The following is a 14,165-nucleotide window of genomic DNA, read 5'->3' as shown; positions in this document are numbered from 1 at the left end:
ATATGACAGAACCCTTCGATTCCGAACTGCCGTTGATGCAGGTAAAGAGCCTAGGAAAGCTTTATGCCCGCAAGACAAGCGATACCCGGCGACGTATGTCCCGGATGGCGCGAAACGCCTTCTGGAATATTGGGAAGCCTGGCACAGCCCAGATATCGGGCAGTGAATTCTGGGCTGTACAGGATGTTTCGTTCGATCTGAAGCGCGGCGAAGCAATCGGGATTATCGGGCTCAATGGGTCGGGCAAAACCACGCTCTTGCGTATCCTGGCGGGGCAGCTGCTTCCTGATCAGGGAGAGGTCATGATCCGCGGAACGTCAGCCGCCATGATCGATCTGCAAGCCGGATTTCAGCCGAAGGCCAGTGGTCGTGAGAACATATATCTTCGCGCTGCCGCCCTTGGCTTCCGGCGGTCCGAAACGGCCGCTCGGGTCCAGGAAATCATTGATTTTTCCGAACTCGAACATGCGATTGACGCGCCGCTTGCCAGCTATTCTTCCGGGATGAAGATGCGGCTTGCTTTCTCGGTCATGGCCATGGTGGCGCCGGAAGTTTTGATCATTGACGAGGTTCTTGCCGTCGGCGACTTCCGGTTCCGACAGAAGAGTCTCGCCAAGGTTCGCGAGATGCGCGCCAAGAGCGCATTTGTCTTCGTTTCGCACTCCATGGGCGACGTAGGGCGCTTCTGTGATAGAGTCATGGTTATGCACAAGGGAAAGGTCGTTTTTTCCGGCGAGCCCGATGCCGCCATCGCTTATTTCCAGACCCTTGAACAGAATACGACAGTCGCCCCTGAAAAGTCTAAATCGCTTATTCCTGCGCCGGTTTCCCGACCGGACATGATCTCGGATTTCGAGTTTGAATGGCTTGATGCGGCCGGATCTGAGCCGGCCGCTTTCATGGAGGGTGATGCCTTTGGGTTGCGTGTCTCGTTCGTTCTAAAGTACACGCCGCGCAACCTGATCGTCGGCGTACCGATCTACGATGCCGACGGAAATGTTTTGGCGGGCCTGGCGACAGACGCCGACGGCAGGAAGCTGGAGGCTGAAGCGGGCCAGCGCGTTGTTCTTGAAATGAAGGCGTCCGATGTCGTGCTTGTGCCTGGACAGTACCGCGCGGCGATTGGCATCACCGACGGGACCGAATTCATGTTCATGGCTGAACTTTCCGATTTCCTTGTTCGCCATGTCGGACGCAAGAGCTGGGGCGTTGTCTCAATTCCCTTCAAATGGAGCTACTCAGTTGACGGCGTCGCGAAAAACAAACCATTGCAGCGCACCGTGAATTCTCTGTTTTCCAAGCGGGCAGATCACTGATGGGCGATGAAGTAAAAATCAATGCCCGAATGCGCGACCGGTTTACGGACATGTCCCGTACGGAGCTTGCGGAGCTCATGCAGAAGGAATCCTTCTTTCATGACATGTTGCTTGATGACGGGATTCGCACGGGATCATGGGTTTACGAAGACAACTACCCCGCCAACTATCACTTGTGGCCACTGTTTGATGCGCTGAACCATATCGATCTTGAGGGCCTGACATGCCTGGATGTCGGTACGTTCGACGGAATGATTGCATTCATCATGGCGGCAAAGGGCGCTGCACGTGTCGATGCGACTTGCCAGTACGATCTTGATCGCTTCAGGCAGGTGCGAGCTTATCAAGGGTATAAAAACCTCGCTTACCATCCTGCGACCGACCTCAAAAAGATATCGCAGACTTTCAAACCTGCTAGCCACGATATCGTGGTCATGTCCGCGATGCTTCATCACCTGACTTCGCCCTTCGATGCGTTTCTCGAGGCGCGCCGCCTGTTGCGCCGTGACGGGTATTTCCTGGTCGAGAGCATCGTGATGGAAGGGGAGCAGGCGTCGCTCCTGTTGAATACGGAACTGGAACAACCGGTATATGGTGCGCCAACCCTGTTTATTCCGACGGCTGATGCCGTACGGGGAATGCTTCGACTTGCCAGTTTCGATATTGTCTCGGAAACGCACCTTCTTGGCGGCCGTATTGCCAGGGAACCCAATTACGACCGAATGACATTCCTTGCGCGCGCCAGCCGCCCGTCGGATGTGTCGGATCGAAATGCGAAAACCGAAGAAATTCAGACCAAATCGCCTAAGATGGGCGACCTGGATTTTTCGTCATTGGAGGCAGATAAGACCAAGGGCTCGACGATTGTTTTCAAAGGCTCGAAGAAACGAAAGATCAATATTTGGACGGATCCTATATCCTGTCTGTTGCAACCCGACAGCAGGACGCCAGCGGGTGCTCCGTTCGATACTCGATTTGCCGTAGCACGCGAGAAGGACTTCCTCAGACTGGCCAGCATCCATTCCAGCGATGCGTTTACCTGGGACGACGTTTATCTGCTCGGCGCCATGCACCCGGGAGAGACGATGCCAGAGGGCATGGAGTGGAGTCTCAAGCAGCTGGGCAATCTCTATGTGCTCGATTACATAAGGAATCTGGGGCTCTCGAAGGTTTTGGAAGTTGGTCAGGGATTCAATTTGTACTTTCCGCGCCATCTGCCGGATTGGTGTGATTATGCAGGGATCGACACGGCCGGCTTTTACAATGCGAACGTTCTGGCGCTGGCAGACCGAGGCCGAGACCCTTCAGCAATCGTGGATGGACTTCTGGGCCAGAGTGAAGGCCTCCTGCCAAGCGGCGCTTTTGATGCCTGCATCTCGGTTTCAGTTCTGGAACATGTTCCTGGTCCGGATGTGAAAAAAGTCTGTGAAGACATGCTGCGTGTCCTCAAGCCTGGTGGCTGGGCCGTGCATTCAATCGACACAAATATTGAGCGCATCGAGAAAATCAGCAAATTGTGGTTGGGCTCCTTGCAAGCTGCGGGTTTCGAAGTTGATCCCACGGGTGTCGATGAGCGGATCGGTGGCCAATTGCCTCACCCGACTGAGGACACCATGTTCCTTGAGCCCTTGTCCATTCGCGCGCGTTACACCAAGGGCTTCAGGAAAACCGTATGGGGCGATCCAGAGGGTGTGGACCGGTCGCTCAAACACATGACAACCATGCTTGTGGCCGCTCGCAAACCCCAATCCTAGAGCCCGTTTTCCCTTCGCTGAGCTAACGAGAGACCTTCCGCATGAACCCACCCGTCTATCATCGAATGTTTGGCTACGATGTTGCACGTTTGCCTAATGCACACTTGGCAAGTCTTGAGCGCGGCGTGTCGTGTATTGAGGATGCGCGGCCGCGCACTGGCGCGACCATCGGTTATCCCGGGTGGGGTTTCATCTATCATCTGCTGCTGTCACATCTGGATCGGAACAGGAAAGAGGTCCTGATTGAAACCGGGACGAATGAGGGCTGTACGACGATCATTCTTGCCCAAGCACTCGTGGATGCCGGCGTGAAGGGGCACGTCCATACGTTCGAGCTCGAAGAGACCAATATCGCCAAGGCGCGCCAAAATCTTGAACTGGGTGGTGTGGCCGACCGCGTCACGCTGCATCAGGGCAGTGTGCATGACACGTTTGGACCTGCACTGAAGGACCTTGGCAAGGTCAGATTCGCCTTTCTTGATGCATCACACCTCGTGAAGGATGTGATGTTCGAGTTTGAAACCCTGCTGCCATATCTGACACCTGACGCCATTGTTCTTTTCGACAATACATACAGGATTGCCGAGCCTCACGAGGATCAGCGCGTCAACGGCGCCCTGGGCGTGATCCTTGAAAAGCATGGTGGAAACCTGATCAATCTCGAGCATGTTTCGTGGTTCACGCCGGGCCTTGCCATGTGGCAACGAAAGCCGAAACTCTAGCGGCAAGTCTGCGATCATCAGGATAGCCATGACGATAAAGCGACCCATCAGGATTGGAATCGTCGGCTTTGGAAAGATCGCGCGTGACCAGCATGTTTCGGCCATCCGGAACAATCCGTCATTTGAGCTAACCGCACTCATCAGCCGGAGCCCCCCTGGCGGCGACGTGCCTGCATTTACCAGCCTTGAGGAAGCCTTTGCCGCAGGCCTCGATCTGGACGCGGTTGCCATCTGTACGCCGCCCGACGTTCGATTGGCGCAGTGCCGCGTAGCCAGTGAGCACGGTTGCGCGATCCTGCTGGAGAAACCGCCAGCTGTGACTGCTGGCGATGCCCTGGCACTAAAACGGATGGCAGATGAGGCCGGTGTGCCGATCTTTGCGAGCTGGCACTCCAGGTTTGCGCCGATGATCGCTCAGGCAATGGCTTGGAGCGAGAAACATTCCCTCCGCCGAGGACAGATAAATTGGCATGAAGATGCGCGCAAATGGCATCCGGGACAGGAGTGGCTCTGGCGGCAGGGCGGGTTTGGTGTGTTTGACCCTGGTATCAACGCGCTGTCGATTTTGACCGCTCTGTATCCTTTACCATGGAGCGTTTCAGGCTCCCATTTCGACGTGCCGGAAAATGTCGAGATGCCACTTAGTGCGTGCTTTACGCTTCATGCAGGCGAAGCGCGTATGGAGGCAGCGTTGGACTTCCGTGTGACAGCGGAAGAGGTCTGGTCCATTCACCTTGAGGCGGAGGGCGGAGAAACCCTGGACCTCTCCGAAGGTGGCGCGGCCCTTTGCATAAACAACGGGCCTATCTCGCGCGCTGAAAGCAGAGAGTATGCAGGCCTGTATCAGCAGTTCGCCGAACTTATACGCACCGGCGAGAGTGATTTTGATACATCACCCCTCGAAATCGCCGAGGCAGCATTTGCCTCGGCGAAGATCACAAAAGTTTCTCCAATCGAGATCTGAGGATCTAGTCAGCAGCTGTCGGATCGGTTTCGACTTTTGTCACAGGCTTGCGCGTGCGCGGCTTGGATGTCGCGGCGGGTTTGCGCGCTTCAGCCGCTGCCTTCACAACCCGGAACACGCACGTGCGCCAGCTTGCACCCACGCGCGTGATGTATTCCACGTCAGCCAGCTCTGAATCGACATATTCCTGCACATCCGGCCAGTCCGGCGAACCATAATCATCAAAAATGATATAGCCGCCAAGCTTCACAAACTGGGCGTAATTCTCGAAGTCCGTCTTGACCCCTGCATAGGAATGGTCGGCGTCGATCACCAGGACATCATACTGACGCTTGCCGGCATCTAGGATGGCTTCGGTTTCCGTGCTGAGGCGCTTGACCAGCGTGAATTGGTCTTCCGTCATGCCGACGCGGGCCAGGTTGCGGCGCAGCGTGTTCTCGTCAATCGGCTGGCCTGTCAGGATGTCGGCCTGGCTGGCATTGTAATAGCCTTCGAGAGGATCCAGCAGCGTGAAGTGGATTTGCTCATAATGATTGGCGAGCGAATCGAACATGATCGCCGCGCCAGTTCCGAACAAGGTCCCGATTTCGAGCACATCAATACGCTCGCCCTTGACGGCACGGGCCACAAGGGAGCGCAGGATGACATCCTCGATCGACGTCGCGAGGCGACCGTCAAGCTGGCGCTCGATCTCGCATGCGCGGTTCGCCATGTAACCGACGACAGCATTGCTGATCGGCACGGACAGGCGCTTGCGCCACTCTGATTCGAGCAGTTTGATATGGTCCGCCGAGAGACGGCGATTGAAGCGTTGGTACCAAGTGGCGTTGTTGAATTGCGACCACTTTCCAAGTTCGGAAACATTATTCTCAAGCGAGACTATCCGAGTGGTCAGCCTTTCGGTCAGGGCGTCATTAACGGCGGCAAGCGCAGCGCGACCGATAGCACGATTATCGAGCGCCTCGAGATTGGCTGTCAGCGTCTCGACTGACGCCTCGCCATTTGTGACGCGCTCATCGATTGCGGCCACAAGCTGGTTCATCTGCTTGCGCAGGGAATTGAGGCGTTCGATTTCTTCGAGCGCACCATCAACTTTCGCCGAAGCGCTGTCAGCCGCTTTTTTCAGGTTATCGACCCTTCGGCGCTCGGCGACGCCTGCTGCCCTCACGGCCTCGATACGCGGCATGATCGTGTCACGCATTGCGCTGTCCACGAACTCCTGCGTGGCGGTGAGGGCGCTCTTTGCCATCAGCGTTTGTGCGGTCGAAAGACGCTCGCGAAGCTGGTTCGATTCGCGGCGCAGTGCATTGACTTCCAGATGTAGCGATTCGGCATGGGCATGAGACCGGAAGGCGACATAAACCAGTACCACCGACAGAAGCCCTCCGGCGGTCGCTGTTACGATCCAGGGGCGATAGGCCGACAGTGACGGCAAGATCAGCGCAGTCACAAACAATGCCGCCAGAATCAAAAGCGGCAACATAAGGACGCGGCGCGAGACTATATGAGCTGAGGCACGGCGCGCAAAACGCAGAAGGCTATAGAGGCGGGGAGACATCTCATGAATTCGCTGCGCGAAATTGCGATACCAGAGCGGCTTTGCGGTCGTTTCCTCCGCAACCGGCAATGTGTTTGAAGTAGGCTTCTTCAACATTTGTTGGCGACTTTCCGTTTTTTTGTTTTTGTCGGGTCTTGATGCTGATTTTTCTTTTGGATGCGGCGCAGGTGGATTCCGAAATGCGACAAGTTCATCAAAGGCGTTTGCGACAGCCTCGTAGCCAGGGTCTTCGCGGAAGGCCAGAAAATTGCCCCACGCATTAGGTGACATGCTGTGGTCATTATAAGGAACAACTCGCCGCCAATCGTGGCCGATTCCATATCGCACAATCGGGTGCCATTCACTTACGTAAACAGCATATCCCCGTTCACGGAGAAATTCAGCCACGTCTCTCCAGGTATGACCAAGCTTTAAGGTCTTGGCATCTTCGAACTCGCACTCGATGACATCGGGTAATACCGTGTCCCATGGCGCCCCTTTGAGGACGTTCAGGTCATAACCTTCGACGTCGATTTTCAGGAAGTCGACCTGGCTAATCGATCGGGATTTGATGACTTCCGTCAGCGTGGTGACATCCACACGGTCAGATTCCGCATGGGTGTCGCGGAACGCGAGTAGGCCGGAAATGCCGGTGCTCTCCGGTGAGCTGAAGAAGCTGATTCCTTCGGCTGTCTCGTTGCTGACAGCCCGCTTATCAATCGTGACATTGTCGACCCCGTCGAACCGCTCCATCAATTTTGAGCGGTTCTTTGTGTCAGGTTCGAAACAATGGATCGACCAGCCGAGCTTGTGGAAATAGGCAGCCGATGTGCCGACATGGGCGCCGACGTCCAGCATGGTATGCGTCGGTCCCTTTCGATCCCGATACATATGGGCCACCACAGCGGTCTCATCGACATGTGCGCTCGCGCTGCGGGGCTTGCCTATCATCCGGCTGTCGCGTGCGACAGCCATACGAAGCGCGCCTTCAAACTTATCGCGCAGATGCTCGACGTTGAATTTATCAAAGGCAATTTCCTGGGCCTCAGTACCGAGCCGGAAGCGTTCTTCGGGGGAGACAGCAAGCGCGCGGATGGCGCGGACGACCGCGTCGGCGTCGTTGTTCGTGACTCGGATGCCGCAATCAAGTTCGTTCAGAATCGATATAGTCGCGACATCCGCTGGCCCCACGGCGAGCAGCACAGCGCCGCTGGCGAGGCACTCGGGTAGCTTGTTTGCAACGGAATGCTGTATGTAGGATTTTGACTCAGTGTCGAAATTGTATCCAATAACAACGATGTCAGCGGCCGATAGCCACGCACGGTAGGCCTTCGATTCCAGGTCGGCCACAATGAATTTGGTATGCTTGAGGCCCTTGAAATGCGGCGCCGCAACTCGTTTCCAGAGATCGCGCGTCTTGATCTCAAACGTAATGTCCATGCCTTCCTGCGCGAGCCGCTCAACGGCTTCGGCGACAAGCCGGACTGAGGACAATGTCATGTTTTCCGCGAGGGAGCCTGCATAACGGACGCTGAGGGGCACGTCAGACTTTTGCATTACAGGTTTTGGCCATTCGCTTACGTCGACACCATTTGCCACCGAGATGAAGCGGAATCCGTACCGCTCGGCGAAGGCTTCAGACATGGCATCGCTGATTGAGAAGCGCACCGACGAAAGGTCGAGCAGGCTCCGCCATTGGGCATCAAGCTGTTTGAACGCATCGGGGTCATCAAGCTCAAGCGCGGCGGGCCAGTCGTCCATGATCCACGTCACAAGCGGCAGGTCGAACTTGGCAATCAGGCGCATCGCCTTCTTGTGCAGGATATCCGTCCGGGGCGTTGGTCGGTAAATGATGAGATCGGGCGCGAAGGCCTCGACAGCCTCGTCGATCGCGCGGCCGTCGGAGCGTAGCGGATCGCTAAATTCCGTCGTCCGCCCATTGTAAGTTAGACCGACACTGGTGCCCCCACTCATATGCAATTGCATCAGCCGGTTTGCCGGCCAGTCGGCGAAAAGTGTTGCCTTGAGTTCCCCGGTCGCCGAACCATCAGCGATCCGTGTCATGTCGATTAACAGGACGCGTGGCAGATCGGCCTTATCGGAAAAGACGTCGGCATAGTTGGCGCGCGGAAACACTTCAAGCTTGCCGCCTACAGTCGCGTTGATGATCTTGATACCACGCGCATCACAGGCCTGCCGGGCCTCTTCGTAAGCCTCCAGCATGATATCGACATTCGGTTCGTGCCAGCGCTTTCCCTTACCAAAATAATCCGGGTGGAAATGGTTTGGGTCATCGGACGCCATATCCAATTCCTTCACCCGGCTTTCGCCTGCGAGTTTGGCATCCTTTGGAATGTGGTAGCTTGCATCCACGCCAATCAAATAAATCTCGTCAAACCCGAGATAGGCAGCCAACTGCATGCAAGTGAAGGTGACTGTACCGCCCGCGTAGGTATGCGCGTCGGCCTTGAAAGAAAAATCAAAACCGAGCGGGAAGCTGACGCGTTTGCGGTGGTCGAAGAAGACAGTCTTGTCATCGGGTTCGAGGACATAACGCAGGTGGGCCGGGAACAGTTTTGTCGGCCCGTGCATGGCATTGATCTCGTCGGCGCGGTCCTCGGCGACAAGATGGTCTTCAACCACATAATAGGTTGGCTCCCAGTCGAGATCCGGCATCTTCAGGAAGAAGCCGTTCATGGCGAAGGTCACCTCGTCTCGCAGGAGCGAAAGGTCGGTATGCTTCAGGCTCGGGCCGTTTCCGATGATGAAGCAGCGCCGCGCCTTGCGCTTAGCTTTGAGGGCTTGAAGTCGTGGCCGGTAAATCTTGTCGAGTTCGCCATTGAAGAGGGCTTTGACCTTGGTGAGGCCTTCAAGCTGTGCAGCAGGAGGGATTTGCGCGGTTGGTAGAAAGATTGGATCACGGAGGTCTTGCGGTAGTTTGGCTATGAGCCGGTCGAGTTTCTTCTGCGTCTTGATCTCGTTTGCGTCGAGCGCTTTGGTATCAGGAGCCGTTTGCGCCATCGCGGCTATTTCCGTTGCGAGATCGCCGCGGCGGAAGACCTCCAGGCGTCCGCCGACCGTGCAGTTGACCATCTCGCGGCCAGCGGCGTCGAACGATTTGCGTGCCAGCTCGTACATGGCCTCCATGTTGTCGGTATCTGCTGCCTGCCAGACCTTGTCCTTGAAATAGCGGGGGTCGAAGTGGTTCTCGTCGTCCTCGTCCTGCTTGATCAGATCGCCTTCCTTCACGCTCTGCGGCTGCACATACGAGTGATCAAAGCCGACGAGCAGGACCTTCTTGTACCCGAGCGCGAAAGCGAGCTGCATGTTGAAGAAGCTGACGGTCGAGCGCCAGGAGAACACGCCGTCGAGTGATTCATTGAACATCGGACGGACGACGGCCTCAACGAATGCGGTCTCGTCCGTTTCGTTCAGGTCGTTCGAGAGCCAGATCGGAAAGACCTTGGGTTTGCGTGCATTGTTGAAATCGACACGGCCTTGCTGGGCGACAAGGTTGTTCGTGATTGTCAGGATCGTCGCCAGCTCGAACAGCTGAGGGTTCAGCGTCGCGAAATTCGAGATGATGACATCGGCGTCTTTCAGGAGCGACAGGTCCGTCTGGTTCAGGCTTGGGCCATTTCCGACGATGACGCATACATCGCGGCGCCATTTCGATAATGAGGCCAGTTTGCGAACGCCGCGCTCCTTTGCATCGTGGTACCAGTTGGCATCGAAGCAGCGGTGGAAATTGTCAGTGACGTTATAGGACCGGTAGGGATAACCCTTCGAGTCTGTTGCATCCATTACGTGCCAGGCTGGCCGCTTGTGCGCGTCGGGCTCGGGACTGGTTGTTTCCAAGCCGTCGAGCTCGTCGGCGTTCCAGGCGTATCGGACGAGATCGGGTGCGTGCTTGTGCACGTAGTTCAGGGTCGCGCGCTCTTCCGGTTTGTCGGAAGCTTCCAGCAGGCGCAGCATTTCCTGGGTGACGAAGCGCCGGATGGTGCGATGCGCGTTATCTGATTTCGCGAGCGGGTCAGGCTTGTAATTGTGATTCACGACGCCATCGAGACTGGACGTCAGGTACTCGGCATAACGGTCCAGCCACTTCCAGTGTACGTATCCAAAATAGTTCGCGCACACGCGCATGTGCTCGACGAGGCTTTGATCGCGCCCTTTGCTCGTCTTCATGCCGCCCCACCAGCGATGGTGAGCGAGTGTCTCGTCGAGATAGACCCATTTCAATCCGCTTGTGGCCATGCGGACCCAGTATTCGTAATCCATGCAGTATTCGTACTGCTCGGATGGACCGCCGATTTTCTCGAATACGGATCGGCGCATGAATACACCAGGTTGGACGATGCCGACCTGATAGGCAAAGCTGTCGAGCAACGCGTCCTGGTTGGGATTCACGTAGCCGTTCCGAAGGAACTTGCCTTCTTCATCCACGAAGTCGACCTTACCGTAGATGATATCAGCATCAGGGTTCTGTTCGAAGGCGGCAGCAACTTTCTCGAGAATCTGCGGATCGGGATAGAAATCGTCCGAGTTCAACCATGTCATATAGTCGCCCGTGGCTCGGGCGAAGCCTTTGGTGATGCCGTCAGACTGGCCGCGGTCGGGTTCTGCAATCAGGATGATGCCATCGGCAGCTTCGGCTGTTTCGCGGCTCCCATCGGTTGAGCCTGGATCGACAACAATGTGTTCGATATCCGGATGTGTCTGCTCCCGAACCGAAACGAGATTGAAAGGCAGGAATTGCCCTTGATTATACGATGGCGTGACGATGGAAAATTTCTGAGACACTGTTCTAGCTTATCCGGTTCGATTTAAGGCCTTGTGGCAACCAATTTCGGAGCGACGCGCTCGGCGAGCATGCGCCCGGAACTTTCAAGCCTTTTTGGCCGCGTGAAGCTACTGTCATTAGCACCGGCACGGCGAAAAATACCTGTAACGCCTTTTCCAATATTACATCCAGTCGATACTATTTTGGGCAAATGAAAGGCAGACACGTATTGCCTGGACGCAAAACTGTTTCTCCAGGCGGTGTGGGGGCGTTCAGAGCGGTTTGTCGGCGATCAGTTTCAGCGTCACGATCTGGTAGATCGGGCTTGCATGGCGTGATGCTTCCGAAATGCGGGCCCACATCCACATGGTCAGGTCTGAATTGCTCGCCATGTCGCATTTGAACGTACAATCCGGCTCAACGGCAGGTGGCTCGCGCCATTTCAGGCCTGCGTCCTCAATGGCAGAGATCAGGAGACGAATACGCTTCTGCGCTACCGGAAGGGGCTCGTCGCCGAGGGGCAAGTCCACAGCATGGTACATCGTGCCACCGGGCGCCAGGCAGCGCGCCATGTCGGCGAACGCATCCTTGTATTTTTCGAACGGAATATGCTCGACCACAGAGATCGAGAAGACGACATCGACTTCCGGGACATCGGGATGGAACTCTCCCATGAATGTCGGGATGACGGTAACGCCGTCCAGTTCCTTGGGCGCCGTTGGGCCATTGCCCACGCCTTCGAATTTCTCTGCGTTCCAGAGCTTGTTGTCCTTCAGATTCGGCAGGACGCGTGAATTGCCACCGCCGACTTCCAGCAGGCGCTTTCCTTTGGTTCCTGCGAGTTGGGCCATGACCCAGCCGTCCTGAATTCCTTTAAGCGTGTGGTCCTTGCGGACGGCGTGACCTTCAGTGAGGTGCTCAAAATATTCAGTCTTTCGCAGAACATCTAACATTTACAAACCTTTACAGTGGGGCCTTGCCAATCGCACTCAGGGGCGACCCCGTTTGCGAAACCCAAATCAACGTTCTGGCGAGTCCATGGCAAAGCATAATTTCTGGCTTTAGCGCACGCCATACCAACCGCCAATCGTTCTGTGACGCCTTAAATCGTATTCCTGCAAACCTGAACTTGCGCAATGCAAACACTATAGGCCATAAGCCGTCCGACCCTCAGACAAAGCAGAGACGGAATTGGCATGTCAACAAAAACAGCCCTTATTACAGGTATAACAGGGCAGGACGGTGCGTACCTGGCAAGACTGCTGCTCGACAAGGGCTATATTGTGCATGGCGTAAAGCGACGGTCATCATCGTTCAATACAGCCCGCGTCGACGATCTCTATGTCGACCCGCATGAGCGCGATACCCGATTCCACCTTCACTATGGTGACATGACTGATTCGACGAACCTGATTCGTCTGGTGCAGGAGAGCAAACCGGACGAGATTTACAACCTGGCCGCGCAGAGCCACGTGCAGGTCAGCTTCGAAACACCTGAATATACGGGCAATGCGGATGCGCTTGGCACACTCCGCCTACTTGAGGCGATCCGCATTCTCGGTCTCGACAACGCGGTGCGCTTCTATCAGGCATCGACGTCGGAACTGTATGGCAAGGTGCAGGAAGTTCCACAGTCTGAAACAACACCATTTTACCCCCGCAGTCCCTACGCCGCTGCCAAGCTTTATGCCTATTGGATCACAGTGAATTACCGCGAAGCCTACGGTATTCACGCCTCCAACGGCATCCTGTTCAATCACGAAGGCCCAACGCGCGGCGAGACGTTCGTGACGCGCAAGATCACGCGTGCCGTGGCGGCCATCGACAAAGGCCTCCAGCAAACACTGTTCCTGGGCAACCTGGACGCCAAGCGCGACTGGGGCCACGCCCGCGATTACGTCGAAGGCATGTGGCGTATCGTTCAGCATGATGTAGCCGACGATTGGGTGCTGGCGACCGGCGAAACGCATCCGGTGCGAGAGTTTGTGGAGCTGGCCTTTGCCGAATTGGGTCGTACGATCGAATGGCAGGGTACAGGCGTCGACGAGATCGGCCGCGATGCCAAGACCGGCGACGTGCTGGTCAAGATCGATCCGCGCTATTTCCGCCCAACGGAAGTTGATCTCCTGATCGGCGACCCGACCAAGGCAAAGGAGAAGCTCGGCTGGACGCATACAACTAAGTTTGCAGATCTCGTCAGCGAAATGGTTCGTGCCGATGTCGCCCTTGTCGAGCGGGAGTCCTGGCGCAAGGACCGCTCTGCTTAAGGCTACCCCACTCGCTGCAGCAGCAAACAGGACATAACGCCAACATGGATGATCCGGACTTCCTCAAGAAGACCTACATGCAAACCACGTTTGCGCCGCTGATTTTGTACACGATGGGCAAGGTGGCGTCCTCGTCGGTTTCAAATGCGATTCTTGATGCGGGCATTGGATGCTACGACGTGCATTTTTTGGCGCAGGATCGAATTACCAGCCTATTGCAGTCTTTCTTTGCGAATGACGATTTCCCGATTGTCCCGCCGCACATGATCCGGTCGCTGCAGGCATACAATTCGCTGCGGCTGAACAAAGAAGTGAAAGTCATCTCTCTTCTTCGCGAGCCTGTAAGTCGCAATGTGTCGTCGGTATTCCAGAACCTGCCCAAGCGGCTGGCAGGAGACCAGGAAGCGATCCTTGAGAGACTGCGCAGCAACCCCCCGCATTGGCCTGATGTGTGGTTCGAGACAGACTTCATTCCGTCCATGGGCATTGACGTCTTCAATGCAGATATCGACCCGACCAAGGATGTCTTCCGTTTCCGAAACGGCAAGATCGACCTGTTGATCGTCAAGTCGCAGACAGCAGACCGTCGCAAGGAAGCGCTCATAGGCAATTTTCTGGGGACGAAGATTTCCATTACACGTGAAAACGATTCGTCGGACAAATGGTATGGCGAAACCTATTCCGAGGTCATGGCCAATCTGGGCGTGATCGGGTCGGAATATGTTGAGAAGTGCCTCAACTGCCGATACTTCAAAAAGTTCTACTCGCTTGAAGAGCGGCGCCAGACGGCGGCGCTTTATGGTCACACACTTTCGGCCTGAT

Annotated in this window: 8 protein-coding genes; 6 read left to right on the top strand and 2 right to left on the bottom strand. The window is 55.9% G+C overall.

All coding sequences use genetic code 11. The features are described from left to right. Positions 1–2 precede the first annotated feature (2 nt). The 4 genes from V7651_RS02660 to V7651_RS02645 are packed head-to-tail and all read left to right on the top strand — an operon-like array spanning position 3 to position 4,756. Positions 3–1,316, top strand: a complete 1,314-nt coding sequence (locus tag V7651_RS02660; RefSeq protein WP_051615090.1) for an ABC transporter ATP-binding protein — start codon at positions 3–5, stop codon at positions 1,314–1,316. After that, on the top strand, positions 1,316–3,070 hold the full coding sequence (locus V7651_RS02655) for a methyltransferase domain-containing protein (protein WP_034738741.1): 1,755 nt from the start codon (positions 1,316–1,318) through the stop codon (positions 3,068–3,070). Before V7651_RS02660 ends, V7651_RS02655 begins: the two co-directional genes overlap by 1 nt. Before the next feature lie 41 nt (positions 3,071–3,111). Next, the gene (locus V7651_RS02650) at positions 3,112–3,792 is read left to right on the top strand and encodes an O-methyltransferase (RefSeq protein ID WP_081812116.1); all 681 of its coding nucleotides are present in this window, start codon (positions 3,112–3,114) and stop codon (positions 3,790–3,792) included. Then, positions 3,737–4,756, top strand: a complete 1,020-nt coding sequence (locus V7651_RS02645) for a Gfo/Idh/MocA family protein (RefSeq protein WP_081812117.1) — start codon at positions 3,737–3,739, stop codon at positions 4,754–4,756. Before V7651_RS02650 ends, V7651_RS02645 begins: the two co-directional genes overlap by 56 nt. 4 nt (positions 4,757–4,760) lie before the next feature. Here the strand turns inward: V7651_RS02645 and V7651_RS02640 are convergent, their stop codons facing one another. Beyond that, positions 4,761–11,096, bottom strand: coding sequence for an FkbM family methyltransferase (locus V7651_RS02640; RefSeq protein ID WP_051615096.1), 6,336 nt, complete (start codon positions 11,094–11,096; stop codon positions 4,761–4,763). Positions 11,097–11,348: 252 nt separating this feature from the next. Then, positions 11,349–11,927 carry a class I SAM-dependent methyltransferase gene (locus V7651_RS02635; protein WP_162176910.1) on the bottom strand — a complete coding sequence of 193 codons (579 nt, stop codon included), beginning with the start codon at positions 11,925–11,927 and terminating at the stop codon, positions 11,349–11,351. Positions 11,928–12,272: 345 nt separating this feature from the next. Here V7651_RS02635 and gmd point away from each other — a divergent pair, with 345 nt between their 5' ends. Together gmd and V7651_RS02625 are read left to right on the top strand one after the other, a co-directional pair. After that, on the top strand, positions 12,273–13,343 hold the full coding sequence (gene gmd, locus V7651_RS02630; RefSeq protein WP_034738745.1) for a GDP-mannose 4,6-dehydratase: 1,071 nt from the start codon (positions 12,273–12,275) through the stop codon (positions 13,341–13,343). Positions 13,344–13,387: 44 nt separating this feature from the next. Continuing rightward, the gene (locus V7651_RS02625) at positions 13,388–14,164 is read left to right on the top strand and encodes a putative capsular polysaccharide synthesis family protein (RefSeq protein ID WP_034738746.1); all 777 of its coding nucleotides are present in this window, start codon (positions 13,388–13,390) and stop codon (positions 14,162–14,164) included. The last annotated feature ends 1 nt before the right edge of the window (position 14,165 follow it).

Source organism: Hyphomonas oceanitis, from assembly GCF_036964545.1.
GTDB classification, from domain to species: domain Bacteria; phylum Pseudomonadota; class Alphaproteobacteria; order Caulobacterales; family Hyphomonadaceae; genus Hyphomonas; species Hyphomonas oceanitis.
This window is presented reverse-complemented; position numbering and strand designations above follow the sequence as displayed.